Annotated in this window: 29 protein-coding genes, 1 tRNA gene and 6 pseudogenes; 26 read left to right on the top strand and 10 right to left on the bottom strand. The window is 42.9% G+C overall.

The window, feature by feature from the left end; genetic code table 11:
• Window positions 1-76: 76 nt before the first annotated feature.
• The 5 genes from S3O_RS13715 to S3O_RS20075 all read left to right on the top strand — a co-directional run bounded on the left by S3O_RS13715 (window position 77) and on the right by S3O_RS20075 (window position 2,333).
• Window positions 77-505: an NUDIX domain-containing protein gene (locus S3O_RS13715; RefSeq protein ID WP_010597811.1), complete on the top strand. Its 429-nt coding sequence runs from the start codon at window positions 77-79 to the stop codon at window positions 503-505.
• 151 nt (window positions 506-656) lie between these two features.
• Window positions 657-854, top strand: coding sequence for a hypothetical protein (locus S3O_RS20090; RefSeq protein WP_010597810.1), 198 nt, complete (start codon window positions 657-659; stop codon window positions 852-854).
• A gap of 18 nt (window positions 855-872) precedes the next feature.
• Window positions 873-1,496, top strand: a complete 624-nt coding sequence (locus S3O_RS20085) for a DNA topoisomerase IV subunit B family protein (RefSeq protein WP_029463639.1) — start codon at window positions 873-875, stop codon at window positions 1,494-1,496.
• Window positions 1,486-1,860, top strand: coding sequence for a hypothetical protein (locus tag S3O_RS20080; RefSeq protein ID WP_029463638.1), 375 nt, complete (start codon window positions 1,486-1,488; stop codon window positions 1,858-1,860). The genes S3O_RS20085 and S3O_RS20080 overlap by 11 nt, the downstream gene beginning before the upstream one ends.
• A 65-nt stretch (window positions 1,861-1,925) precedes the next feature.
• Window positions 1,926-2,333: a DNA gyrase gene (locus tag S3O_RS20075; protein WP_328264188.1), complete on the top strand. Its 408-nt coding sequence runs from the start codon at window positions 1,926-1,928 to the stop codon at window positions 2,331-2,333.
• Between the two features lie 12 nt (window positions 2,334-2,345).
• Here S3O_RS20075 and S3O_RS0104155 read toward each other — a convergent pair whose 3' ends face one another.
• Window positions 2,346-3,008, bottom strand: coding sequence for a class I SAM-dependent methyltransferase (locus S3O_RS0104155; protein WP_010597808.1), 663 nt, complete (start codon window positions 3,006-3,008; stop codon window positions 2,346-2,348).
• A 137-nt stretch (window positions 3,009-3,145) separates the two neighbouring features.
• On the opposite strand from S3O_RS0104155, the gene S3O_RS0104150 reads away from it, so the two are divergent.
• Together S3O_RS0104150 and rsmA are read left to right on the top strand one after the other, a co-directional pair.
• A tRNA-Glu gene (locus S3O_RS0104150) sits at window positions 3,146-3,221 on the top strand.
• Between the two features lie 95 nt (window positions 3,222-3,316).
• A pseudogene (gene rsmA / locus S3O_RS20070) lies at window positions 3,317-4,125 on the top strand (16S rRNA (adenine(1518)-N(6)/adenine(1519)-N(6))-dimethyltransferase RsmA).
• 16 nt (window positions 4,126-4,141) lie between these two features.
• On the opposite strand, the gene dcd reads toward rsmA, so the two are convergent.
• Entirely contained in the window at window positions 4,142-4,699 is a 558-nt protein-coding gene (gene dcd / locus S3O_RS0104140; RefSeq protein WP_010597805.1) for a dCTP deaminase, read from the bottom strand.
• A gap of 28 nt (window positions 4,700-4,727) precedes the next feature.
• Window positions 4,728-5,537, bottom strand: coding sequence for an Mrp/NBP35 family ATP-binding protein (locus S3O_RS13700; RefSeq protein WP_010597804.1), 810 nt, complete (start codon window positions 5,535-5,537; stop codon window positions 4,728-4,730).
• Between the two features lie 80 nt (window positions 5,538-5,617).
• Here S3O_RS13700 and metG point away from each other — a divergent pair.
• The 3 genes and pseudogenes from metG to S3O_RS15280 all read left to right on the top strand — a co-directional run bounded on the left by metG (window position 5,618) and on the right by S3O_RS15280 (window position 7,757).
• Window positions 5,618-7,184, top strand: a pseudogene (gene metG, locus S3O_RS13695) (methionine--tRNA ligase).
• The gene (locus S3O_RS13690) at window positions 7,181-7,585 is read left to right on the top strand and encodes an RnfABCDGE type electron transport complex subunit B (protein WP_010597803.1); all 405 of its coding nucleotides are present in this window, start codon (window positions 7,181-7,183) and stop codon (window positions 7,583-7,585) included. Before metG ends, S3O_RS13690 begins: the two are co-directional and overlap by 4 nt.
• Entirely contained in the window at window positions 7,575-7,757 is a 183-nt protein-coding gene (locus S3O_RS15280; protein ID WP_010597802.1) for a hypothetical protein, read from the top strand. Before S3O_RS13690 ends, S3O_RS15280 begins: the two co-directional genes overlap by 11 nt.
• A gap of 11 nt (window positions 7,758-7,768) precedes the next feature.
• Here S3O_RS15280 and S3O_RS0104115 read toward each other — a convergent pair whose 3' ends face one another.
• Window positions 7,769-8,374: a carbonic anhydrase gene (locus tag S3O_RS0104115; RefSeq protein WP_010597801.1), complete on the bottom strand. Its 606-nt coding sequence runs from the start codon at window positions 8,372-8,374 to the stop codon at window positions 7,769-7,771.
• Window positions 8,375-8,844: 470 nt separating this feature from the next.
• On the opposite strand from S3O_RS0104115, the gene S3O_RS0104110 reads away from it, so the two are divergent.
• The 13 genes and pseudogenes from S3O_RS0104110 (at window position 8,845) to gloB (ending at window position 18,678) form a co-directional block, all read left to right on the top strand.
• Entirely contained in the window at window positions 8,845-9,483 is a 639-nt protein-coding gene (locus tag S3O_RS0104110; RefSeq protein ID WP_010597800.1) for a hypothetical protein, read from the top strand.
• Window positions 9,484-9,525: 42 nt separating this feature from the next.
• Entirely contained in the window at window positions 9,526-10,812 is a 1,287-nt protein-coding gene (locus tag S3O_RS0104105) for a hypothetical protein (RefSeq protein ID WP_010597799.1), read from the top strand.
• The gene (locus tag S3O_RS0104100) at window positions 10,763-11,296 is read left to right on the top strand and encodes a hypothetical protein (RefSeq protein WP_156792734.1); all 534 of its coding nucleotides are present in this window, start codon (window positions 10,763-10,765) and stop codon (window positions 11,294-11,296) included. Before S3O_RS0104105 ends, S3O_RS0104100 begins: the two co-directional genes overlap by 50 nt.
• Before the next feature lie 68 nt (window positions 11,297-11,364).
• Window positions 11,365-11,673: a hypothetical protein gene (locus S3O_RS18055; RefSeq protein ID WP_202798007.1), complete on the top strand. Its 309-nt coding sequence runs from the start codon at window positions 11,365-11,367 to the stop codon at window positions 11,671-11,673.
• 42 nt (window positions 11,674-11,715) lie between these two features.
• Window positions 11,716-12,024: a multifunctional tRNA nucleotidyltransferase/2'-nucleotidase/2',3'-cyclic phosphodiesterase gene (locus S3O_RS18050; protein WP_010597796.1), complete on the top strand. Its 309-nt coding sequence runs from the start codon at window positions 11,716-11,718 to the stop codon at window positions 12,022-12,024.
• A 27-nt stretch (window positions 12,025-12,051) separates the two neighbouring features.
• Complete coding sequence (locus tag S3O_RS18045; RefSeq protein ID WP_010597795.1) at window positions 12,052-12,966, top strand: Glu/Leu/Phe/Val dehydrogenase; 915 nt, start codon at window positions 12,052-12,054, stop codon at window positions 12,964-12,966.
• A gap of 109 nt (window positions 12,967-13,075) precedes the next feature.
• Window positions 13,076-14,119: pseudogene (gene pdhA / locus S3O_RS18040) on the top strand (pyruvate dehydrogenase (acetyl-transferring) E1 component subunit alpha); the annotation flags it as partial.
• Between the two features lie 27 nt (window positions 14,120-14,146).
• Window positions 14,147-15,096 (top strand): annotated as a pseudogene (locus S3O_RS18035) (alpha-ketoacid dehydrogenase subunit beta).
• Window positions 15,093-15,269, top strand: a complete 177-nt coding sequence (locus tag S3O_RS18715; RefSeq protein WP_083827641.1) for a biotin/lipoyl-containing protein — start codon at window positions 15,093-15,095, stop codon at window positions 15,267-15,269. The pseudogene S3O_RS18035 and the gene S3O_RS18715 overlap by 4 nt, the downstream one beginning before the upstream one ends.
• Window positions 15,226-16,242 (top strand): dihydrolipoamide acetyltransferase family protein, encoded by a 1,017-nt coding sequence (locus tag S3O_RS13675; RefSeq protein ID WP_192805876.1) that lies wholly within the window; start codon window positions 15,226-15,228, stop codon window positions 16,240-16,242. The genes S3O_RS18715 and S3O_RS13675 overlap by 44 nt, the downstream gene beginning before the upstream one ends.
• A 194-nt stretch (window positions 16,243-16,436) precedes the next feature.
• Window positions 16,437-17,282, top strand: a complete 846-nt coding sequence (gene asd, locus S3O_RS0104070; protein ID WP_010597792.1) for an archaetidylserine decarboxylase — start codon at window positions 16,437-16,439, stop codon at window positions 17,280-17,282.
• A gap of 41 nt (window positions 17,283-17,323) precedes the next feature.
• Complete coding sequence (locus S3O_RS0104065) at window positions 17,324-17,815, top strand: acyl-CoA thioesterase (protein ID WP_010597791.1); 492 nt, start codon at window positions 17,324-17,326, stop codon at window positions 17,813-17,815.
• A gap of 80 nt (window positions 17,816-17,895) precedes the next feature.
• Complete coding sequence (gene gloB, locus S3O_RS0104060) at window positions 17,896-18,678, top strand: hydroxyacylglutathione hydrolase (RefSeq protein WP_010597790.1); 783 nt, start codon at window positions 17,896-17,898, stop codon at window positions 18,676-18,678.
• 20 nt (window positions 18,679-18,698) lie between these two features.
• On the opposite strand, the gene S3O_RS0104055 is transcribed toward gloB, so the two are convergent.
• Window positions 18,699-19,145, bottom strand: coding sequence for a PH domain-containing protein (locus tag S3O_RS0104055; RefSeq protein ID WP_010597789.1), 447 nt, complete (start codon window positions 19,143-19,145; stop codon window positions 18,699-18,701).
• A 114-nt stretch (window positions 19,146-19,259) separates the two neighbouring features.
• Here S3O_RS0104055 and S3O_RS0104050 point away from each other — a divergent pair, with 114 nt between their 5' ends.
• From S3O_RS0104050 to pssA, 3 genes and pseudogenes are all read left to right on the top strand, one after another.
• Window positions 19,260-19,688, top strand: coding sequence for a dihydroneopterin aldolase (locus tag S3O_RS0104050; RefSeq protein WP_010597788.1), 429 nt, complete (start codon window positions 19,260-19,262; stop codon window positions 19,686-19,688).
• Window positions 19,689-19,755: 67 nt separating this feature from the next.
• Window positions 19,756-22,349, top strand: a pseudogene (gene mutS, locus S3O_RS13670) (DNA mismatch repair protein MutS).
• Window positions 22,346-23,164: a CDP-diacylglycerol--serine O-phosphatidyltransferase gene (gene pssA / locus S3O_RS13665; protein WP_010597784.1), complete on the top strand. Its 819-nt coding sequence runs from the start codon at window positions 22,346-22,348 to the stop codon at window positions 23,162-23,164. Before mutS ends, pssA begins: the two are co-directional and overlap by 4 nt.
• Window positions 23,165-23,235: 71 nt before the next feature.
• Here the strand turns inward: pssA and trpS are convergent.
• The 5 genes and pseudogenes from trpS to S3O_RS0104025 form a co-directional block, all read right to left on the bottom strand.
• Window positions 23,236-24,318: pseudogene (trpS, locus tag S3O_RS13660) on the bottom strand (tryptophan--tRNA ligase); the annotation flags it as partial.
• 134 nt (window positions 24,319-24,452) lie between these two features.
• Window positions 24,453-24,599 (bottom strand): hypothetical protein, encoded by a 147-nt coding sequence (locus S3O_RS17160; RefSeq protein ID WP_156792733.1) that lies wholly within the window; start codon window positions 24,597-24,599, stop codon window positions 24,453-24,455.
• Window positions 24,600-24,616: 17 nt separating this feature from the next.
• The gene (locus S3O_RS15275; RefSeq protein WP_050816832.1) at window positions 24,617-25,126 is read right to left on the bottom strand and encodes an FAD-binding oxidoreductase; all 510 of its coding nucleotides are present in this window, start codon (window positions 25,124-25,126) and stop codon (window positions 24,617-24,619) included.
• Entirely contained in the window at window positions 25,093-25,419 is a 327-nt protein-coding gene (locus S3O_RS15270; protein WP_050816831.1) for a 2Fe-2S iron-sulfur cluster-binding protein, read from the bottom strand. Before S3O_RS15270 ends, S3O_RS15275 begins: the two co-directional genes overlap by 34 nt.
• Window positions 25,412-25,795, bottom strand: coding sequence for a group I truncated hemoglobin (locus tag S3O_RS0104025; RefSeq protein WP_010597782.1), 384 nt, complete (start codon window positions 25,793-25,795; stop codon window positions 25,412-25,414). Before S3O_RS0104025 ends, S3O_RS15270 begins: the two co-directional genes overlap by 8 nt.
• Window positions 25,796-25,856: the final 61 nt, after the last annotated feature.

Below are 25,856 nucleotides of genomic sequence, written 5' to 3'. Positions count from 1 at the left end.
TGTATTATGCCAGGTTATCGGTTTAGACTAAAGAGTTTAGCCGAAGAAGGGTCAAAAAGGAAAGCCGACGTACAGTATGGTTCAACCTCTTTTTTCCGCAACCGATGTCAAAATGTTGGAATGTAAGCTAGTTTATCAAGGTTATTTCCAGATGCAGCGTATAAAATTACAACACCGCTTATTTGCTGGCGGATGGAGCCAACCCTTGTTTCGTGAAGTCTTTGTGCGTGGTGAAGCGGTGGGGGTGTTGCTTTTTGATCCAAAACAGGATCAATTGGTTTTAATTGAGCAGCTGCGTGCAGGGATTGTCAATCAAAGCTCACAGCCTTGGTTGGTTGAGATTGTCGCCGGGATGACCGAGCCAGGAGAAGATAAACAGACGGTTGCGCAACGTGAAACCCGCGAAGAAACCGGGTTGCTATTACAAAACATCTATCCTATCACTCAATATTGGTTAAGTCCCGGTGGCAGCAACGAATGGATGATTGCATGGTTTACCCAGTGAGGGTGAGGATATTCGTTTACAGCCGCCTATGAGGCATTAGAGCGTGGTGAAATGAATAATGCTTCAACTTTGATCGCATTATTGTGGTTACAGCAGAATGAACAAAAAGTTCGCGAAGCTTGGTCGTCCTAATTAAAAAGCGAGTCAATTATTGTTAACCGGGCTGGATCCTGTCAAGCGACGTCCAGGAATGTACACCGATACCGCACGACCCAATCACTTGGCACCAGATAACTCATTGGAAGTGATTGACGATGGGCGTGGCATGCCGGTCGATATTCATCCGGAAGAAAAAATTACCGGTGTGGAATTAATTCTCACCCGTTTGCATGCCGGGGCAAAAATTTAATAAGGGGTCGGTGTTTCTGTGGTAAATGCGTTGTCAAAACGTTTAGAAGTGACCATTAAACGAGACGGTATAATTTATCAAATGCATTTTGCAGACGGTGAACGTAAAAGCGTTTTAAAAAAAATAGGGCGTACCGAACATAAGATGGTCACCGGAACGGCGTTACGTTTTTGGCCAGATAAATCGTATTTTGATTCTGAAAAATTTGTGGTGAATCGTCTCAAACATAGCTTGCGTGCGAAGGCGGTGTTATGTCCGGGACTGCATGTGACTTTTCTTGAAGAACAAAGCGGTGAAAAAGAATCTTGGTTTTATGAGGAGGGGGTAGTCAGTTATTTGACTGAGCAGCTCAAACAGAATGATTATTTACCAAAAGAACCTTTTCAAGGCCGCTTTTCTGCGGCAAATGAAGAAGTCGATTGGGCATTATGTTGGTTAGCCGAAGGCAGTGCGGAAGTGTTGACAGAAAGTTACGTGAATTTAATTCCCACGTTACAAGGCGGTACGCATGTCAATGGATTACGGGCCGGTTTATTAGAAGCAATGCGTGACTTTTGTGAATTACGTGATTTATTGCCCCGTAATTTGAAATTTAGCGCCGGAAGATGTCTGGGAGGGCTGTCAATATGTGTTGTCGGTTAAACTACAAGAACCCCAATTTTCAGGACAAACCAAAGAGCGTCTTACTTCACGACAGACCGCTGCGTTCGTTTCTGGGGTAGTCAAAGATGCGTTTAGTTTATGGTTGAATCAACATGTTGCAGAAGCAGAGGCCCTCGCAGAATTAATGATTGCCCATGCTCAAAAACGATTACGCAGTAATAAGCAGGTGGTACGTAAGAAAATTTTAAGTGGCGCGGTGCTGCCCGGAAAACTTGCGGACTGCGCACAAAGCGATCGCAGTCGAACCGAACTATTTTTGGTTGAGGGAGATTCGGCCGGAGGTTCAGCGAAGCAAGCACGCGATCGCGAATTTCAAGCGATTATGCCGAAGATTCTAAAATAGTTGGGAAGTCGCGAGCAGCGATTTATTTTATGGAAAAATTTGTGTATTAGCCGATGCCGATTCCGATGGCTTACATATTGCCACGTTATTGTGTGGTTTTATTTTTTAAACATTTTAAGCCGCTTTTAATCGAAGGCCATATTTATATTGCGATGCCGCCTTTATATCGCATCGATAAAGGAAAAGAAGTGCATTACGCACTCGATGACGAAGAGAAGCAACAGATTTTTGAGCGTTTGGCAGCGAATAAAAAGTCCGGGAAAATCAGTGTCCAACGCTTTAAAGGTTTGGGTGAAATGAATCCATTGCAATTACGTGAAACCACCATGGCGCCGGATACCCGACGCTTGGTACAACTGACGATCGACAGTGAAGCCGAGACGCTGTCCTTGATGGATTTATTGCTTGCTAAAAAGCGCGCACCCGATCGTAAAAACTGGTTGGAAGAGAAAGGTGATCGGGCAACGATTTAATCCTCAAAACGATCAGCACTTGTAGGCTAACGTTAAGCCATCGGCGAGTGGTAATAAACTGATGTGGATGCGGTCATCGGTGGCCAACAGCGCATTAAACGCACGAATCGTTTTCGTTGACGGTTCGATGTTCTGTGGATTGGCCACTTCACCACTCCACAAAACGTTATCGATCACAATCAAACCACCTTGGCGGACAAGTACTAAAGCGCGTTCGTAATAATGAGGGTAATTGGCTTTGTCCGCATCAATAAAAACAAAATCGAATGAATTTGCTTGGTTTTCGGCAAGTAACTGATCCAACGTTGCCAAAGCGGGCCCTAATCGAAAATCAATTTTTGAGGCCACACCGGCGGCTTTCCAATAACGTTGCGCGATAGCGCTGGTTTGAGGATTGATATCACACGCAACGCAAAGGCCGTCTTTGGGAAGGGCTAAGGCCATGACTAATGAGCTATAGCCTGTATAGACACCGACTTCTAAAATGCGTTTTGCGCCCATCAATTGGATTAACAATGCCATAAATTGACCTTGTTCGGGCGCAATTTGCATGGCATGTGAGGATAACGTGGCCGTTTCTTCGCGTAATGATTTTAGGATCGGTGCTTCACGAAGTGAAACGGAAAGTAGATAGTCATGGAGTAATGGAGTGAGTGAGAGCGTTTTGTTTGACATAACCATTTCCTCAAACATTAAGAATGAAGATGAGTTTACCAGAAGTCAGCAAAATTTAGAGAAAAAAGACCGCCTAGATTTTAGACGTTGACAATTTGCGTGCACGCAGCCAAAATAGCGCCCTCGATTACGCACTAGTCCCCATCGTCTAGTGGCCTAGGACACCGCCCTTTCACGGCGGTAACAGGGGTTCGACTCCCCTTGGGGACGCCATCGAAAATAAAAATCATTTCGAGTCGTTTCTTGTCATCCGTATTTCATCGGTATAAATAAAAAAACAAATCATTCGCGCTAAAAACTTGTTTTATATGAAAACACCTCCGTCGGTATTGCCAGCGAAAAAGCGCTTCGGTCAGCATTTTTTGCATCAAGGACCGGTTATTTCCCGCATTGTAGCGGCTATTTGCCCGCAACCGACGGATCAGATGCTTGAAATCGGACCGGGTTTGGGTGCATTAACGCAACCGTTACTGGCTCATCTTCAGGAACTGACGGTCATTGAATTAGATAAAGATTTAATTCCTCTCCTTGAAGTACAGTGTGCATCACTGGGCCGAGTGACGATTTACTCAGCCGATGTGTTACGTTTTGATTTCCACTTGTTGGGTATGCCAGAAAAAACCTGGCGGATTGTCGGTAATCTTCCTTACAATATTTCGACACCACTCTTATTTCGTTTACTCGAATATCGGCAAGGTATTGTAGACATGCATTTTATGCTCCAAAAAGAAGTGGTCGATCGTATCGCCGCCCGGCCCGGTGATTCGGATTATGGGGCGCTTAAGTGTGATGATCCAATATCATTGCCAAGTAAAAAAATTGTTTACCGTTAAACCCGGTGCGTTCCAACCCCCACCTAAGGTTGATTCAGCGATCGTTCGATTTGGTCCCCTATCAAACACTACCGGTGGTGGCCAAGGATTTAAAACTATTCACTGAGATTGTTCGCACGGCATTTAGTCAGCGGCGCAAAATGCTCAGAAATACGTTGAGTTCTTATTTAAGCGCCACCCAACTTTTAGACTTAGGGATTGATCCGGCCGAACGGCCGGAACAGTTGACGGTAGAGGATTACGTTCGAATCAGTAATTATTTCACCACAATCCGGTCCGCTTAACCCCGTTTTATATCACTTAAGCGACAGGAAGAGTCACGCCAGTTTGTCGTTGATATTTCCCTTTACGATCACGATAAGAAGTGAGGCATACTTCATCGGATTCCAAAAATAACATTTGTGCGACGCCTTCGTGCGCATAAATTTTTGCAGGAAGGGGGGTGGTATTGGAAAACTCTAAGGTCACTTGTCCTTCCCATTCCGGTTCTAGTGGTGTGACATTAACAATGATCCCGCAACGCGCATAGGTCGATTTCCCTAAGCAAATCGTTAAAATGTTACGGGGGATACGAAAATATTCAACCGTATGCGCTAAAGCAAAAGAATTTGGGGGAATGATACACACATCACCCTTAACGGAAACAAAACTAAAATGTTTTGGATCAACAATCGCCGAATTAATATTTGTAAATACTCGAAATTCATTTGCACAACGTACGTCATATCCATAACTTGAAACACCGTACGAAATAATTTTTCCGGCGCTATTTTCACGAATTTGTCGCGGCTCAAACGGTTCAATCATCCCCATTTCTTTTGACATACGACTGATCCAAGCATCTGATTTAATTGACATAGTTAAGATTCCTAACCGTTACTTTTTTTCAATAATAATATTGGGGAAGCGATTTGTTTTTTTTTGTATGGGTTGCGACTTCTTTTATCACGTTGAGCGCAATCTGACGATAATTTTCGGCAATGCTTCCCTGTGGTTCCGCTAAGAAAATCGGTTTTCCCGAATCCGCTTGTTCACGAATGCGGCCATGGAGTGGAATAGAGCCTAAAAAGGGAATGTGATATTCATTGGCCATCTGTTGTCCTCCATCTTCACCGAAGATAGAGGCTTCGTGACCACAATGTTCACAAATATAGGCAGCCATATTTTCCACGACACCTAACAACGGGACATTCACTTTATTAAACATGGCGATCGCTTTGCGTACATCCAATAACGCGATTTCTTGTGGCGTCGTGACGAGGATAGCCCCGGACAATGAAAATTTCTGTGCCAAACTTAATTGAATGTCTCCTGTCCCAGGGGGTAAATCAATGATTAAATAATCTAACTGATCCCAATGGGTGTCCTGTAGTAATTGTTGTAACGCGCGTGTGACCATCGGACCTCGCCAGACCATCGGGGTATTGGCGTCGATCAGATAGCCGATCGACATCGACTGCAAGCCATGTGCGTAAACCGGCTCTAAACGACCGTCCTTGCTCGTCGGTTTCTCATGAACACCCAGCATGTGGGTTGGTTCGGACCATAAATATCGGCATCGTAATAACCCGACACGGTATTTTCTGTCCTCGGCCAGGGCAACCGCTAAGTTGATCGCCGTCGTGGATTTGCCCACGCCGCCTTTACCTGAGGCGATAACCAGAATATGCTTAACCCGTTCTTTCATTTTTAACATGGCAACCCCAAAATGGTAGCTTGACGATCCTCCGTATAAGAAGGCAAACTTTGATAATGAATCATACGCAAAAGCCCAACATGCAGCAAACTTCACCGCAAATTTTAGTGACGACGGCATTACCTTATGCCAACGGCGCACTTCACTTAGGACATCTGCTCGAACACATTCAAGCAGATATTTGGGTGCGCTTCCAAAAAATGCAGGGTCGCGATTGTTTGTTTATTTCAGGAGACGATGCCCATGGTACGCCGGTGATGTTAGCGGCACAGCAGCGCGGCATAACACCGGAAGCCTTATCCGCGCAGATGGCGCAAGAACATAAAGCCGATTTAGAGGCATTTCATATCGACTTTGATAATTATTACAGTACCCATAGCCCTGAAAACCAAGCATTGGTTGAGATGATTTATCAAAAAATGAAAGCAAAGGGCGATATTGAAACCAAAGTGATTGCGCAAGCTTATGATCCGGAAGCCCATCTATTTTTACCGGATCGTTATGTTAAAGGTAGTTGTCCGTGTTGCAAGGCTCCCGATCAATATGGAGATAATTGTGAAGCCTGTGGTTCGACGTATGCGGCGCTGGGTTTAATCGAGCCGCGATCCGTATTATCCGGAGCGAAACCGATTGCGAAAGAGACTGAACACGATTTTTTTAAGTTGGGTCATTACACGGAGTTTTTACGACAGTGGATCACTGAAGGGAATCATCTCAGTGAAGAAGTGCGTAATAAACTCTTGGAATGGTTTAAAGAAGGTTTGCATGATCTCGATATTTCACGGAATGCCCCTTATTTTGGTTTTAAAATACCGGGACAAGATGATAAATATTTTTATGTTTGGATCGATGCGCCGATTGGTTATATGGCGAGCTTGCAAAATTTGAGTACGCGGCGTTCTGAAGTCGTGTTTAATGATTACTGGAATCAAGCGAGTACTGCAAAACTGTATCATTTTGTTGGTGCGGATTTCCGTTACGCCATCTAGGAGTATTTGTCCACGGTTATTTGACGATTAATGGTCAGAAAATGTCAAAATCCCGTGGTACGTTTATTACAGCACAGCATTATTTACAGCAGCTTGAACCCGAATATCTACGTTACTATTAAGTTTAACGGATTTTCAACAACGAGTTAATTCTGATTTGATCGGCAAGTATGTTAACATTGCTAGCCGTTGTGCAAGTTTTATTAATAAGAAATTTGCTAATCAACTGACGGCAACGCTACTTGATCCAGAGTTGTTTCAACAGTTTATTGATGAAGGCGATACGATCGCGGTCTATTATGAGCAGCGTGAATTTGGCAAAGCACTGCGTGCTATCATGGATTTGGCAGATAAAGCCAATCAACGGATTGATGCCGAAAAACCCTGGAGCTTAATTAAGGATCCAGAGCACGTGGTGCGTGCACACGCGGTGTGTAGTTTGGGTCTTAATTTATTTCGTCTGTTAACACTTTACCTAAAACCGGTTTTACCGGTTACGGCACAAAAAGTGGAAGCTTTTTTTAATAGCCCAGCGCTGACTTGGGCGGATCGGTCGATTCCATTAGGTAATCAGACCATTCAAACCTTTGAACCTTTGTTGCAGCGTATCTCTCTGGAAGCGCTTGCGGCGCTCCAAGTGGTTCCGAGTGAAGCATGAATGACAAAACGGTGATAATCGGTCAGACAAGCGTCACGTTGTCTGCCATTGAACAGGTCAATCAATTATTACCGCAAACACAGTGTGGTCAATGCGGCTATGGTGGTTGTTTGCCGTATGCACAAGCGATGGTTGAGCAGGGTGAAGCGTTAAATCGTTGCCCGCCTGGGGGATGCAAAACATTAAAAGCCTTGGGAGAATACTTCCAACAAGATATCACTCCTTGGCTGGCCGCGATGCAAGCCCAAGCAAATGCCCCAACCATCGTGCACATTCGCGAAATGGAGTGTATTGGCTGTACAAAGTGTATTCAAGCTTGCCCAATCGACGCCATTTTAGGTGCGGCCAAACAAAGTCATACCGTTCTCGCAGAAAGTGGCTGTTTCAGCGTTGCGTTATGATCCGCAAAAAGCGAAGCACCGTTATCAGGCCAAGCAGATTCGTACTCAGAATAAAACCAACGAAAAGCGAATCACAATCGATTCGTTGCAACCACAGCGTGACTATATCGCTGCCGCGGTGGCGCGTGTTAAGTCGAAAAAACTTAACACGCAATCTTTTCAATTAAAGTGATTGCGTTTTTTTCAAAGTTCCAGTGCTTGATAGAGCTCGTAAACATCCGAATAAGTGAAAATTTGTCCTTTTTTGATATCAAAAAACCAACGGTGGATCAATAAATTATTTTCAGCCATGCGTTGTTTTATCCATGGAAAGGTTAAACAATTTTCGTAAGAAATCATGAGTGCTGCTTTTGCATACTCATCGGGATCGGTGATCTCATTATTTTCTCGTTGGATGGTTGAAACCCAATGACTAATAAAATCATTTTTTTCTAACTGTTGTGTTAATGCGGCCGCGACCCCTGAGCATTGGCTATGGCCCAATAAAATAAGGTGGCGGACTTGCAGGAGACAAACGCCAAACTCTAAAGCGGCACTGGTACCGTGTAAAGCTTCATCTTTTTGATAAGGAGGGACGATGTTTGCAACATTCCGTACCACAAATAAATCACCTGGATCACACTGTAGAATTAATGCCGGATCAACACGAGAGTCGCAACAGGCAATGAGCATGATTTGTGGTTTTTGGCCATGTTTGGATAACGATCGCAAGATCGTGTTGTCGCCTTGCACGTACTTTTCTTGAAATAAACGATAACCTTCAAGGATTTGCTTAAATGTTTTTTCCATTTTGCCTCCTATTATTAGATGGAGTGAACGCTCGTTAATTTTTAACTGCTTAAGAATAACGGTTTAAGAAGAGGATGAAAAGTAATAAGAATCACTTTTACTTGCCCAACAATAAAAAATTAATGTCAAAAAAGATAAAATATTTCTCTTTTGTTACCAAAAGAAGAGCTGATTCCACAGAAAAGTAGCCAGTTATTATCTAATTAGGTTAATTAATTTTATGATTAGTTATGTTAGCATTTATAATATAAAATGTTTGACACAATTATACTCAGTCATAATTAAAACTCAGTATTCAGTTTGTGATTATAATAACAAAGAGAATTAAAATGATCATAAAAACAATAAAGTGTCTTAAATTCAAAAAATGGTATCCCCCCCTGTTTTTTTATCCACAGTTTATTCTTAAGCATACTTCTTATCGTTCAAATGCTGGTTTTATTTTTTAATTAATATTTAAAAAATAACTCATGAATCTTATTGAATATGAAGAAAATGAATTTTTAGTTGAATGTTCGATTGAATTTGACTCAATAACTCAAACACCAGAAAGTTGCTCTTTTGTTGCTGACCAACAAGAGAATAGTTTTTCATCTTCAAATCATCTTTCACCTATAAATGTTTCTGATCATGATGCGGATCATAAAAAATCTGAAGAAAATCTGCCCGTTGAGATTGATCAGCGACCTACTTCACGGTTGAGAAAAACGCTGAGTCATTTTTTCTATTTATTTGAAGACTTAGAAGGCTATCTTTTCTTAAAGAATGAATCTTATGTTCTTACCCCTTTCCTATTTATAAGGAATTTTTATCATTATTTTACGCGATTAAAATTAGAAAATCCCGAAGAAATTCTGAAGTTAATTAATAAGCAAACTCCTTTCTTGCCTCCATTAACGCAAGAAGAGTTTAGCAAAGCCTTTAATCATTATTTAAAAACTCTAGAGATTGGAAAAGATAGAGGTTGGGTGCTTGATCAACAAGAGAAAGGCCGTCTTAAAATCACACGAAGTTGTTGTGGGGCTTTACAGAAAGAAAAACAAAAAATTATTAATGAAATAATTAATAATGCCAATTACGCGAACCTCTATAGCTTTTTTTTCATCTGAAAAAATGAGCGACGAGCAAAAAAAGTTTTTTTAGAAAACTTAATGATAGTTCATCATATTAAGGAAAAACAGGAGTCTTACTCAGATAATCCAGAACATTATTCTGTGGATGAAACACTTAACCGTTTAAAAGCCACGCTAGAACATTTTAGCAAGGAAGAGGCTGAAAAAAAATTAAGTGATTTAATCAAAACGAATCAGCAGATGATAGCAGAGAATTTATGGACCTGTGCTGATGAAGAGCAGATTCATTCTGCTTGGCATATCTTACTTTCTTGCCTTAGTGCACTGAAATACGCTAATTTTCTGATTGCAAGTTTACCTGTATTGATCCTGCCTGGATGGTGGAGTTTAGTATTTTTTCTTGTGATTTTAATCATCCGAATTAGTGTTGATTGTTATTTTAACAACCAAAAATCCGATTTTACGAAGGAGCGTCTTTTATTGGTAGAAGCAAATGAAACATCGCGCATAGAAAGGATTCTGCAAAAAATAGTGAGCAGACGATTTCATTCTCAACAACTGTTGTTTTTGGAACAGGAAAAGCATGTCATTGATTTGTTCGCCAATAAAAAACAAGATAATGAAAAGAACTGGGCGAAATTTTCTCATTATTTTTCTTCATTGACACACCAAGTTTATCTTATAAATAATCCAGTCTTAGAGACTCAACGGCTTGATGAACGAAAAGGAACTCATGCGCTCAATCATTCGGCTATTTACCATTATGTTTATGATGTCAATGAAAAAACACAATTTTATTTGATTCTATTTACAAAAGCAGTCAACAGTGCTTTTTGTGCCGCATTATTAATCTGGGGTACCTCTTTTTTACTTGTGCAACTTTCTTCTTTGTCTTGTTGTACCTGGACAGCTGGCCTGGCCGCCAGTATTGCTTCACCTATTGTTTTCATTACCCTATTTTTGATTATCTTTGCTATGCTCGCCCTCATTCATTATTGTGATACACGTAAAAGAAAAAAACTTTATCAACAGGAGGTTAAATACTATTTAGAGAAAAAATGTGAATACCTATGTATTGATGATCAGGGAGCATTTTCTATTCGTGAGAGTACACAATGGGAAAAATTTGAATGTTTACGTAAAGAAATTGAGTTTCTTGAAAAGTGTGTGAAGGATACTTTGGCGACGAGTGAAGAGAATTTTCTTTCTGAAAAGTATAAAAAAGAACTCAATGAATTTTTAAATAGAGAAGGTGTTTTTGAATATCATCGCCGTGACAAAACTTTTGAAGAGTTTCGATCAAGTAGAGGTTTATTTGAATATATCTGCAGTAGTTTTTTTAACAGGTGGGTCGTATGGTTTTAGTGTCCAGTATTCGTTGTGTAAAGGTAATTTTTTCTTTAAATCCCTCGTGCCATGTGTATCGCTACCTGTGCTTTTACTTCTATTTTTACCGTTAATTATCGTAAATGGGATTGTTAATTTACTGGTTAATTATTTTCAAAAAAAACAAGAAAAACGATTATTTTTTCTTGAACATTTAGATGCAAAATCAGCTTCACTCGAGGATAGGAAGGCGTCGTTATTATGTATCGCCACGACGTTAGGGATGCTGAAAGAACAACAGACGCCAAACCAGAAAACTATTCCAGAAGATAAAAAACTAATTTCAGAGCAAACTATAGAATACCCTTTAACAAAAGATGACAAGTCGATCCGTTGTGAGGGGCCGCTCACAGGTTTTTTTAAACAGTCATTAAATAAAAATACTGTGAATGAAGCGCTTTCAAAAAGGACGGATCCACAAACCAGTGAAGAAGTTGAGGCTTTACCGGTATTGACCTTGTGACTTGACAGCTGAGTATAGTTTGCTACCTTACCTTCTGTTTTGAGTCATGATAAGGGAAGGTGGGTGTATTGAACGTTTATTTAGTAGGAGGTGCCGTACGGGATCAATTATTAGGGTTCCCTGTCACTGAGCGTGATTATGTCGTAGTTGGCGCAACGTCTCAGCAAATGTTGGCAAAAGGATTTCGCTTGGTTGGTAAAGACTTTCCTGTCTTTCTTCATCCTAAAACCTATGAAGAATATGCCTTAGCCCGAACCGAACGCAAGGTGGGTCCAGGTTACAAAGGTTTTACTTGTTATGCTGGACCGAATGTGACGTTGGAAGAAGATTTGCGGCGTCGTGATTTAACCATCAATGCTTTGGCACAGGACAATTAGCTGATTGATCCTTATCATGGAGAACGTGATCTCAATAATCGGGTGTTACGTCATATTTCACCGGCTTTTGCGGAAGATCCGGTACGTATTTTGAGAGTGGCGCGTTTTATGGCACGTTTTGCACCGCTTGGATTTTCGATTGCACCCGAGACGATGACTTTAATGAAAACAATGGTTGCATCGGGAGAGATCCAAGCGTTGGTTCCAGAACGTGTTTGGCAAGAATTTTCTCTCGCTCTGCAGGCTCCGGCGCCACAAGCATTTATTCAAACGCTCTATCAATGTGGTGCGCTCGCTATTTTATTTCCGCCTTTACAAAAAGCCTATATTGAAGCGAAATCGTTTGGGTAGATAAAAAAAAATAAAGGGTCAATCCATTTGCTCACTTTATTAGAAAGTGTGGCGCAGTTTACAGAGGATGCCCAAGTACGGTTTGCGGTGTTAGCTTGTTATTTTGGGCAAGGGCTCTCATCTTCCGTACAAACGACGGCAACGGGTGTGCTTGAAATTCAACAGTTAGGGCATTTGTATCCGATTCCGAAAACGTATATTGAGTTAGCGGTGATGACGGCACGTTACCATTTATTATGTCATCGCGCGTTGGAACTGGATGCGAATACGTTACTCAGTTTACTTGAAAAAACCGATGCATTTCGTCGAATTGAGCGCTTTAAGCAGTTTTTAGAGGCGTGTGAGGCAGAATTTCGAGCTTGTTCTACGCTGACGATCCCAGCTTATCCGCAAAAGAAACGTTTGTTAGATGCTTTAGTGGCCGCGCAATCGGTATCAGCACAGTTTTTAATCAAGCAAGGCTTAAAAAAAGAATCTTTAGGAAAAAAGCTACAGTTGATAGTTTGTGATCGTGATCCACACCGAGCCGCGCGTTGTGCCCAGGATTTTAAGGCCACGGTAGTCCCTCCTGAAGCCATTTATCAGGTAGAAGGTGATATTTTTGCCCCGTGTGCGTTGGGAGGTATTTTAAATGAAAGCACCCTCGCTCAGCTGAATGTAGCGGTGATAGCGGGCGCGGCCAATAATCAACTCGCCGAACCACAACACGCACAAACGCTCGATGAGAAAGGAATTTTATATGTGCCTGATTATGTGATCAATGTGGGTGGGTTAATTTATGCCTATGCTGAATATTGTCAAACGATTGATATCAAAGCGATTACAGCGCAAGTAAATACGATTTATGATACGGTACTTGAACTATTACAGCGTGCAACACGAGAAAAGAAAAGACCCGAGGAAATTGCCGACAACATGGCAGAAGAACGTCTGCACAGGTGAATAACAGAACGACTCTAGCGCGTATACAAATAAGATAAAAATAAAAAGAAGAAGCAATTCGCTACGACGTTGCGCGTAAAAAACCTCGTCATTTCATAAGGCTTCTAGTATGGAGACGGTACAAAATTTTTCAATCGCGTATACCTCATTTTTAGATGCACAGGGACAAGTGCTTCGTGCTTTACCGGCTTTTGCGACTCCCGAATATTTGCTTAACCACTACCAAGCTATGGTGCGTACACGTTTATTTGATAGTCGTGCGGTGGCGTTGCAACGTACTGGCCGACTCAATACCTATGCTTCAACGTTGGGCCAAGAAGCTATTGCCATTGGACTTGCCGCGAGTATGCAGCAAGAAGATGTTTTCTGTCCTTTTTATCGTGATTACGGTACCCAGCTGATGCGCGGCGTAAAAATGAGCGAGTTATTCAGTTTTTGGCGTGGTAATGAACGCGGAAACTGTTTTGCAGCGTGTGCACACGATTTTCCTATTTGTGTGCCGATTGCCACGCAACTGCTCCACGCTGCGGGAGTGGCGACCGCGTTTAAACTTAAAAAACAAGCGCAAGTCGTCGTGACGACGTGTGGAGATGGGGCGACATCAAAAGGCGATTTTTACGAAGCGATTAATTTGGCGGGTGTTTGGCAGCTGCCGATCGTGTTTGTGATTAATAATAATCAATGGGCCATTTCAACACCACGGAATAAACAAAGTCATGCACAAACTTTAGCCCAAAAAGCCATTGCCGCCGGTATTCCCGGTGAGCAAATCGATGGTAATGATGTGATTGCAGTCCAAGATCGAGTCAGTGCCGCCGTAGAAAAAGCACGCCAAGGTCACGGACCAAGCTTGATTGAGGCACTGAGTTATCGTTTGGCCGATCATACGACGGCTGATGATGCCACACGCTATCGTTGTGCCCAAGCACTGCAGCAAGCACAACAAAACGATCCTGTTATCCGATTACGTCATTATTTATCTACGCAACAGGTTTGGTCTGAATCGCAAGAGGATGAGTTTAAAAAAGCGTGTCAACGCATCATCGAGCAAGGGGTGGATGAATATTTGGCGTTGCCTGCGCCAACGATACACGAATTATTTGATTATCATTATGCACAGTGGCCGTTTAATTTGCATGAACAGCGTATCGAGGCGGAAGCGGCTTACAAGTTAGGTGAGATGAATGAAGTGACATTAATCGAAGCGCTTACTCAAGCGTTACGTTATGAAATGCAGAAAGATAACCAAGTGGTGTTATTAGGCGAAGATATTGGAATGAATGGTGGTGTTTTTCGAGCAACCGCCGGTTTATATAAACAATTTGGTGCCGATCGCGTCTTAGATACGCCACTTGCCGAATCGATGATCGCCGGCGTGGCGATTGGTATGGCGACGCAAGGGCTTAAACCCGTGGCTGAATTTCAATTTATGGGATTTAGTTATCCAGCATTGGATCAAATTATTAATCACGCGGCACGTTTACGGAATCGCACACGAGGTCGTTTGCATTGCCCGCTCGTTTTTCGGATGCCTTATGGCGCCGGCATACATGCCCCAGAACATCACTCTGAAAGTACCGAAGCGCTTTTTTGTCATATTCCTGGATTACGGGTCGTGATTCCTTCTTCACCGGCACGTGCCTATGGTCTCTTGTTGGCGGCGATTCGTGATCCCGATCCGGTTATTTTTTTAGAGCCAACGCGTATTTATCGACTTCATAAACAACGGGTAGCCGATGAGGGAGAGGCTTTACCCTTAGATAAAGCGTTTTTGTTACGTGAGCGATGCTTCAAGAAACCCTCGCTGCAGCCGAATCGCTTCATCAAAAGGGTTTAAGCGCCGAAGTGATTGATCTCGCTACACTCAAACCATTCGATATCCAAACCATCGTGCATTCGGTACGTAAAACTGGGCGTTGCGTCATCGTCCACGAAGCGGCCCGTTTTTGTGGAGTCGGTGCTGAAGTGGCGGCGCAAATTTATGAAAAAGCGTTTCCTTTATTGAAAGCACCGATTCAACGTGTCACCGGTTACGATGTGACGGTACCGTATGCACAATTGGAAAACGATTATCTTCCGAGTGTCCCTCGTATTCTCAATGCAATTGATCAAATTTTGGAATTGGTATGACTCAATTTTGTTTACCCGATTTAGGTGAAGGCTTGCCAGAAGCGGAAATTCAAAGCTGGCATGTTCAACAAAATGACTGGATTGAACGGGATCAACCCATGGTAGCAATTGAAACGGCTAAAGCGGTGGTTGACATTCCTGCGCCATTTAGTTCAACCCGGCGAGAGGATTAAAACGGGTCAACCGCTGCTTGACATTGAAGAAAGTAACGATTCTACGCCAATAACAAGTCCCGTTTCTTCTATGGTGCCGTTAGTCGGACAATTAAAGAGTCATTCACAAATTTTAGAAGAAGCCGCCGCGGGCGTGCAAACGGATCCTTCATTTCTTGTCCCTCCTTTTACGAAAGCGACGCCTTCTCTTTATGCTTTAGCGAAAAAATTAGGGGTTTCTTTACAAAATTGTCCGGGGACTGGACCGGCCGGACAAATTACGGTGCAAGACGTTGAAAACGCCGCATGCTTAAAGACAAAAAAAGGAGCGTCGGCGGATGCCTTAACGCTCGAAAAAAAAGTTGTGCAAGGAACCGCTTTACACGGAGTACGACGCGCCATGGCGCACGCCATGCAGCAAGCGCATCAGAGTATTGCTCCGGTTACGTTGATGGATGATGCCGATATACAAGTGTGGCCATCAAAAACCGACGTGACCCTGCGTTTAATTCGAGCAATTAGTGTGGCGTGTCAACGGGAACCGCGTTTAAATGCCTGGCTAGATAGTCAGACAAAGACGTTACAACAACATACTCAAATTAACTTAGGGATTGCGATGGATAGTTCCGAGGGTTTATTTGTACCGGTCCTAAAAAATATTCAACAAAAAACACCGAGTCAATTACGTCAGCAAATTGAACAGTTTAAACTGAATATTAAAATGCGGGGTTTGGCAGCGGAAGAATTGAAAGGTGCCACCTTTATTTTATCGAATATTGGCATGTTTGCAGGTCGTTATGCGACGCCGATTATCTTGCCACCAATGGTCGCTATTTTGGCGGCGGGACGTATTTATGAAGAAGTGGTGCTTGTTCAGGGCCAACCTCAAGCACATCGTAAATTACCTTTATCGCTAACCGTTGATCATCGCGTGATTACCGGAGGTGAGGCGGCGCGCTTTCTTTCTGCCTTGATCTTAGATTTACAGTCTTAACCTGCCATAGAGCGATTCGTTACGATTTATTTTCCACGAACCGTTTGTTGTTAGTAGGCATCTGCAAAAAAAATAGCGTATGCTGTGCCTTTTCTGTGAGAAGGTGTTTCGACCCATGCTCTCACAAGAAGTGAGCATGTACCCAGAATGGCTCATCGAAAAAAGTCAATTCCATTAACAATGAAGGTGAAAATGTGCGAACTGCGTTTCAATCTTGGCTTCCACAGCATGCATTGTCACGATTTGCGGGATTTATGGCGCGTTGTCAACAGCCATGGCTCAAAAATTGGCTGATTCGTGATTTTATTCGACGTTATCAAGTGGATATGCGTTTAGCCGTCAAAGAAAACGTGACGGATTATCGTAATTTTAACGAGTTTTTTACACGAGCGCTTAAACCGGAAAAAAGACCCATCGCTTCTGCGCCCGGGGCAATTGTTTCACCGGTAGATGGTTGTGTCAGTGAATTTGGTGATTTGAAGCAGAATATCTTGCTGCAGGCTAAAAATAAACACTATGAATTACCCGCGTTACTGGGTGGTTCTGCAGAGTTAGCGACCCATTTTCGTGATGGCAAGTTTGCGACGTTTTATTTAGCGCCACGTGATTATCATCGTGTTCATAGTCCTTGTGCGGCGACACTACAAGCGATGTGGCATGTGCCAGGTGAGCTTTTTTCAGTGAATACGCACACGGCGGCAACATTACCCAATTTATTTGTTCGGAATGAACGGGTGATTACGCTTTTTGAAACACAATGGGGGCCACTGGCGGTTATCCTAGTGGGAGCGATGCTGGTCGCAAGTATTACTACCGTCTGGGCTGGGCAGATTACGCCGGCAGGTAAACGCCAAATTCAGCATTGGACTTATCCTAATCAACATATTGTGCTGGCCAAAGGTGCGGAGTTAGGTCATTTTGAACTGGGATCGACCGTGATTCTTTTATTTTCACCCACTTGGCCGCTACATTGGGTAGCATCCATGCAGCGACAAAAAAAAGTGCAATTTGGTGAGTGCATAGGAGAGTGCGCCGAATAGGGTTATAATCATCCGTTCATTTACTTAATTGAATACCAATGATGACGGTCTCTGCGAAAACAGTTTCTGCTTCGGCAATCCATGATCACACTTATAAAGTGTTTCCAAACGATTTAAATTCAACGGAAACTGTTTTTGGTGGACTGATTATGGCCATATTAGATCGTGTCGCTTCAGTGGTCGCAGAGCGACATTCTGGCCGTGCGTGTGTCACCGCATCGGTCGATGCGATGCACTTTCTCCAGCCGGCAAAACGCGGCGATATTTTAATTTTTCAAGCTTCAATGAACCGTAGTTGGAAAACGTCGATGGAAGTTGGCGTCCGGGTGTTGGCCGAAGATTATCGTACCGGAGAGAAACGTCATATGGTTTCGGCGTATTTTACGTTTGTGGCGATTGATCAAACAGGGAGTAAAACCCCCGTACCGGCGGTAATGCCAGAAACCGATGCGGAAAAGCGACGTTTTGCTGAAGCCGGGCGTCGTCGTGAACGGCGTTGCCAAGAAGCAGAAGAAAGACGCTTGCGTGAATAAGTACTTTTAAGGCTAAAATAGACAAGTAAATCGGAAAAGGATACAAGTAAGAATAAAAGAATTAAATTAGTGGAGAAACTATGTCGACACAAGTAAGCGTTGAGCCCATTTTGGCTTTTAAAGACAATTATATTTGGTGTTTGGTTAATTCTGCGACAAAACATTGTATTTTAGTTGACCCCGGTGAGGCACGGCCGGCGCTCGCTTTTTTGAAAAATACCCATTACACATTGGATGCAATTTTGATTACTCATCATCATTGGGACCATACAAATGGGGTGAAAGCGTTATTGCGAACGTATTCGGTGCCTGTTTATGGACCAGCGAAAGAAACTGTGCTTGGCGTTACTCAACCTGTGGATGAAGGCGATACGTTTCACATAGAAGGCTGGCCATTAAATTTTAAGGTACTGGCCACACCGGGGCACACCTTAGGACATATTGCGTACTACGCTGAAGGGATGTTGTTTTGTGGAGATACCTTATTTTCAGCCGGTTGTGGACGACTGTTTGAGGGAACAGCGGATCAAATGTTAGCGTCTTTGAATAAACTGGCGCATTTACCGGGTGATACCCAACTTTATTGTGGTCATGAATATACGCTTGCTAATTTACATTTTGCGCAAATGATTGAGCCTGAAAACAGTCAAATAAAAGAACGTTTGGAAAAAGTACGTGAATTCAGACAAAGTAATTTACCCAGTCTACCCAATACCTTAGAGAATGAACGAAAAATTAATCCGTTTTTGCGTTGTGAACAAATCAGGATTGCCGATCGCATCGAAAAGCATCACGGACGTCGACTCACTTCCCCTGTAGAAATTTTTGCTTATTTGCGGCAATGGAAGAATAACTACAAATAAGGAAGAGTGAGTCCGCTAAATTATTTTTTGATTTCCATCTGTTCTTGTACTTTTTGACGAAGTAACAGTGGTTGGGGGATAGGATGAAAGACTTCAGCAGATCCCCCTATTCCTCGTACGACAACTGAACCATAATTAAGTAGACGGCCAACAACACTTTGGTCAACTTGTACCGACTCAACACGGCTTAATGCATTTTCAAAAGAACGTCTCCGAATAAAACCATACTTAACGATGACGCGCTGTGTGGTGATGCCAAATTCCGATGTAAAATAAATTAGGCCTTGATTGAGCCACTGGAGCGCAGAAATAAATAAAACCACTTTCGAAAGCAAGGAGAGACCCCAGCTGGCGAATAACAGACCGACCAACATCATCCAGATGGGTTGTAAAAATAGAATCCAGTGATGCCGGCAACGATAAACCACCCGTTCATTAGCTAATAAAGTAGTGTCGATATAACTCATTAAAAACGCTCCTTAGAAAAGGTTATTTTATTTTTGAGGAGTATGACATAAAATAACCTGGATGTGGTTTAAAGTAATGTATTTAAACATAAAAATAGAGCGCCGATCACTCTGATGAACTACGAACTGGCAATTGAAGCCTTGGCAATTGAGGTCAAGTTAGGTGTCCCCGAAGCAGAACGTGCTGTTCCGCAGACCGTTCTCGTGGCCATTCAGTTTCAGTTTATTGAACCACCGGCAGCGTGTTTTTCGGATCAAATTGAAGAAACAATTTGCTATGCGACGTTAACCAAGCGGCTCCAAACGTTTTGCGAAAGTAGAACCTTTTGTTTATTGGAAACGTTGAGTTACCAATTATATCAATATTTGAAAACAGATTTATTATCTAACTTGAGTAAACAGAAAATAAATATTAGTTTGCGTGTGACAAAACATCCACCTCTAAAAAATCTTCAGCGCGCGTATTTTACGATTCAAGACGATGAATGGGTCAGTTTCCCGAGGCCTATCTCCGAAAAAATGAGTATGGAACGCGTAGATTAAGTCATTTAACTGCTTTGTTGATCAAGCAGCTAGGATTACATTTTCGGATTCGGTACACTAAAAGATTATGAATACAACAACGCTGGACGATTCACAACATACCCCAATGATACGTCAGTATCTCGAAATAAAAAGGAAATGTGTCGATAAACTTTTGTTTTATCGGATGGGTGATTTCTATGAGCTTTTCTTTGATGATGCAATCAAAGCAGCGCAATTACTCGACATTACGCTGACCAAACGCGGGCGATCCGGTGGGCAAGCGATTCCGATGGCGGGGGTGCCCTTTCATAGTGCAGAAAGTTATATCGCTAAACTCGTTAAACAGGGTGAATCAGTTGTCATTTGTGAGCAGATAGGCGAAGCCAATTTAAGTAAAGGACCCATGGAACGTCGCGTCACGCGCATTATTACCTCGGGAACGTTAAGTGACGAAGCGCTTTTAGAAGCGAAACAGACTAATTTATTGGCGGCTTTGGTTCAAGAAGGGCTTCACTTTGGTATTGCTCATTTTGAAATGAGCAGTGGCCGACTTTGTCTTTTGCAGGTCAGTGGTGAAGAAGCCGTCATCAGTGAATTAGCCCGTTTAACTCCGAGCGAATTACTGATCGATGAAACGCTCAATCTGAATCCTAGCTTATTCAGTGAAAACAAAATTTTGCGTCGTCGCCCGAGCTGGGAATTTGAACGAACGGTCGCGACTCATATTTTAACACAGCAATAAATGTCGTGATTTGAGTGGTTTTGGTTGTCAAGACGTTCCTTTAGCGATTCGAGCGGCTGGTTGTCTACTCAATTATGCCAAAGAAACTCAGCAAAGTGATTTAGTCCATATTCAGCCGCTACAAGTGGAACGTCGTGAAGAAAGTGTGATTCTCGATGCCATGACCCGCCGTAACTTAGAGTTAACCGTTAATTTACAGGGTGAAAAAGCCAATACGTTAGGCGCTTTGTTGGATAAAACCGCCACTCCGATGGGTGGGCGGTTATTACAACGTTGGCTTCATCAGCCTTTAACGATCATCGGCTTTGATTCGGGCACGTCAGAAGGCGATTCAACAAATACATTCTGTCCCGCTATTTAATGAGTTACATCATGCTTTAAAACCAATTGGTGATTTAGAACGGATTGTCACACGCGTGGCGTTAAAAACAGCACGACCGCGTGATTTACTTGCGTTGCGGACCGCGGTCGCCGAGTTACCAAACATTCATCAACAACGAATGAGGTTGGTTGCCGAAACAGCGCAAGTGGATACTTTATTATCACAAATTTACCAGGGGATTCAGTTATTTCCGGAACTACATGTTTTGTTGCGCCGTGCATTAGCGGATAATCCACCGCTGGCTTTGCGAGAGGGTGGTGTGATTGCCAAAGGATATCATCCTGAATTGGATGAACTGAGGGCCTTGAGTGAAGATGCGAGTCAATACTTGCTCGATCTTGAACAGCGTGAACGAGCTCGTACAGGAATTAGTACACTGAAAGTCGGTTTTAATCGTGTGCACGGTTACCATATTGAAATCAGTCGTGGACAAGCAAAACAAGCGCCCAGTGATTATGTGCGCCGGCAAACGCTGACCAATGCAGAGCGATTTGTTACGCCCGAGTTAAAAGCGTTTGAAGATAAAGCACTCAGTGCACGATCCAAAGCATTAAGCTTAGAAAAAAAATTATATGATGAATTATTGGGTCAATTACGTACGTATTTGACCGGCTTACAACAAACGACACGCGCTTTAGCGCAGCTGGATGTGTTGGCATGCCTTGCAGAACGTGCGACAAATTTGAATTTAGTGTGTCCGGAATTAAGCAACGAGCCAGGGATTCACATTGAAGGCGGGCGACATTTGGTGGTTGAGCAGGTATTAGACACACCTTTTGTCGCGAATGATACCCATTTGGCGCCGCAACGACGTTTATTGATTCTCACTGGACCAAATATGGGTGGAAAATCAACGTATATGCGGCAAACGGCACTGATTTGTTTGTTAGCGCACGTTGGGAGCTTTGTACCCGCGCGCCGTGCAATGATTGGTCCGATTGATCGTATTTTCACCCGAATTGGTGCGGCGGATGATTTAGCGGGTGGACGTTCGACCTTCATGGTGGAAATGACGGAAACAGCGGCTATTCTACATAATGCGACCGCACAAAGTTTAGTGATTATGGATGAGGTGGGGCGTGGCACGAGTACCTTTGATGGCTTGGCGTTAGCGTTTGCGTGCGCGGAATATTTACTGAGAACTGTTAAAGCGTATACTTTGTTTGCGACGCACTATTTTGAACTCACTGAATTAGCTAATACCGAGGAAGGTATTGCCAATAGCCATTTGACCGCAGTAGAACACGATGAAAGAATTGTGTTTTTGTATACCGTTCACGAAGGACCGGCGAGTCAGAGCTATGGAATTGAAGTGGCGCAATTAGCGGGTGTACCCAAACCTGTGATTGAACGGGCGAAACACGCATTGCGTCGCTTGGAAAAACGCGCTCATAAAAAGACAACCCTGGAACCGCAATCGTTAGATATTGCTTCTCAACCAGTCGATCCAGTGCTTAAATTGTTGGCGGAAACGGATCTGGATACATTGACGCCCAAATCGGCCTTAGAATTGCTTTACCACTTAAAATCTTTACAAAAAGTGATGACTGTATGAATGAAAAAAAATGGTTTGATACAGAGGAAACATCGACTCAACATGAGCAAGCCTCTGAAGAAATACCCACTCACTTAGGAGAAGCAGGGAGCTATCCGGCTTACCGGCGTCGGCGTGGAATTTATTTATTGCCTAATTTATTTACCATTGCGGGTTTGTTTGCTGGATTTTATGCCATTGTGGCGGCGATGGAAGGTTTTTTTAGTACGGCTGCCGCCGCGATTTTTGTGGCGATGGTGATGGATTTTTTTGATGGCCGTGTGGCACGGATGACCAATACGCAAAGTGCGTTTGGTGCCGAATTAGATAGTCTTTCTGATATGGTATCGTTTGGTGTTGCGCCGGCTTTAGTTGTTTATAGTTGGGCACTCGAAGGTTTAGGGAAACTGGGCTGGTTAGCGGCGTTTGCGTTTGCGGCGGCGGGGGCTTTGCGTTTGGCGCGTTTTAACACGCAAATCAATGCGGATAAGCGCTATTTTCAGGGTTTCCCTATTCCAGCGGGGGCCGGAGTTTTAGCGGCTTTGGTTTGGTTGTGTGTCGATTCTGAAATTTCACCGAATACCGTCAGTTTGGCAACTGCTATTTTAGCGATTTGTACGGCGGTGTTGATGGTGAGTAATTTACGTTATCATTCTTTCAAAGAGATTGATTTGAAAGGACGTGTGCCTTTTGTTGCGATTTTATGTGTTGTGTTAGCCTTTATCGGTATTGCACTCGACCCGCCTAAAGTTTTATTTTTCTTTTTTTGGTTATGGGCTTTCAGGACCCATTTTAGCGCTTTGGCGCTTGCGCACAAAACGTACTGTGGGACATAAAAAATCGCCGTCCCCTCAAGATGAATCCATTGATCATCCAAAAGAATAAGATAACGCTGCAGTGTCTAAATTTATGGCGGAGTGATGATCGAATCAAGGTGCAGATGACGTGTAAAATAGCCTTGCTGCATTACCTCTTTTGCTTTGATCAACGTTTCTTCAGCAACGATGTTGGCGCGCTCGGAACCTTCTTTTAACAGTGTTAACACCGCGCCTGGATCGTTTGCAAATAACTTACGACGCTCACGAAGCGGTGTGATGAGTGAAACAAGGATTTCAGTTAAACGCTGTTTGCATTCCACATCTTTAATTTGGCCATGACGGTATTTTTCTTTTGCTTCTTCTACCCAAACGTGATCGTCATTAAACGCATCATGGAAAATCCATAAAGGATTATTTTCGGTTGAGCCAGGATCGATCGCACGAAGGCGTTTTGGATCAGTATACATGCTCATGACTTTACTTTTAATCACTTCATTTTCATCACTTAGATAGATAGCATTGTTCAATGATTTACTCATTTTGGGGAAAACACCTTCCGCATTGGGCCCACCTAAACCGACTAACCGTTTTACTGGGCTTAGATGCGCCTCAATAATCGGAAAAAGGCCACCTTGTTGTTGTGCTTCGTGATCCGCAGTATGTGGATCGACGCCACAATAAAGTTGATTAAAACGCCGTGCGCACTCACGTGCCATTTCAAGATGAGCGATTTGATCTTCCCCCACAGGAACCAATTCCGGTCGAAATGCTAAAATGTCTGCAATTTGACCAACAGGGTACAGTAGAAAGCCAAAGGGATAATTTTCCCCGAGTTTTTTATTGACAATTTCTTCTTTTAAAGTCGGATTACGCATCACCCGTGGAAAAGAAAGCAACATACTAAAAAACCAGGTTAACTCTGCAATCGCTGGAATTTCGGACTGGAGAAAGAGGGTGCTTTTTTGTGGATCAACCCCGGCACCCAGATAATCAAACGCTAGTTCTAACGTATTTTGGCGGATTTGCTCCGGATGTTTCGCTAACGTGGTAAAAGCATGTACGTTAGCAATTAAGAAAAAACTATCATAGGTTTCTTGGAGAGCGACCCGTGATTGTAAACAACCCACCCAATGACCTAAATGGAGTTTTCCGGTCGGTGTATCACCGGATAAGAGTCGTTTTTTTTGTGTGAGTCGTCATAAAGTGATTTCCAGCGCATATAGATAAAAATACAAGCTCTCCATTATACCATATAGCGTATATCGAGATCCTCCTCTAGGGAGGAGGATCACTTAATAACAGGTGTTTAGTTTGCATACACAAACGCATCACTGTAAAGCGAGGAGGACAGAACGCCTGCTAAAAAAGCTTTTATTTTAAGGCGGCGCGTGGTTTCTTCTGGACCACAAATAAATACTCGTGCGTTCGATTCAATCCCGTTTAACTGCGCCAATAATAAAGCATCCAGGGTTAAATTGGCGTACTGGTTACTGGGTTTGAGTGTGCAGGTCTGATAAAAAAATGTGTGTAACGAGAAGAGAGGGTTTGGAGTGATTGATCTAAATAGAGATCTTCAGCGCGGACCCCGCCGTGTAATAAATAAATGGGGCCAGGATGTTGCTGAGCAAGCGCATCGAGCGCAATGCCCACTAATGGCGCTAATCCCGTCCCGGTCCCGGCCAAGACAATCGGAAACGCTTGTTGAGTGGGATTGTGATAAAAACAATGGCCAAGCGGACCTTGTATCTTGAGAGTGGTACCCACAATCGCTTTTTTATGCAGCCAGCGACTCATAAACCCATGGTTCAATAATTTGATATGCAATTCAATAAAACGATCACGGTGTGGTAAATTTGCGATCGAATAACTGCGTAGGACCGAAGAAGGATGAATCAGATGAATGAATTGACCGGGCCGAAATAACGCCCCATTTTTTACAGCGAGTTTTACACACAGTACCTCTGCACTAAAAAAAGACAAATGGATAATTTACGCGATTTCTGAATGTAATACTGAGTGGCTAAACACACGGTGATAGCTTCTTTAAGACGACAAAGACAAGGTAAGAAATAATTTTGAGCGATAAGCTGGCTATCTAAACCACTTTGCCAAACCGGATCCATTGACCCTGCGACTAATTCAGATAAACAAGACTGACAAACACCCGATTTGCAAGAATGAGGATAAGCAATTTTTTGACGTAATAAGCCTTCAAGAACGGTTTCTGAATCTTCCAACGTGTACTTTTTAGTTTGATAACTCACCTCAGTCATTCGGCCCCCTATTTAACACTTCATCACGCACCTGGTTGGCAATGGCGATGACTTCAGCAATATCCGTTGCTGTGACCCCGAGCTCGATTAAGCTTTGTGTTAAATGTTCAAGAACGTAATCGACGTGTTGATCCGAGAGACCTCTTTTCACAAGGTGTGCATGACCTTCACGTAGTGTTTTACCGGTATAGTGATTGGGTTCACCCAAGGCCAGCGTTAAAAATCCTTTTTGTTTTTGGATCTGTTTATTCATATCGATGTCAAGAAAAAAATGATTAATCCGATTATCGAGTAAAATTTTACGGTAAAAAATATCTACGGCTTGGTTGACGGTGTTTTGTCCGCCAATTTTATTAAATAATGTGGACGAACTCATGGTAAGATGAACCCCTTGAAAACAAAATTATTAAAAATGTATTTATTATACATATTTTAAG

The organism is Rickettsiella massiliensis 20B (genome assembly GCF_000257395.1).
GTDB lineage: Bacteria > Pseudomonadota > Gammaproteobacteria > Diplorickettsiales > Diplorickettsiaceae > Diplorickettsia > Diplorickettsia massiliensis.
This window is presented reverse-complemented; position numbering and strand designations above follow the sequence as displayed.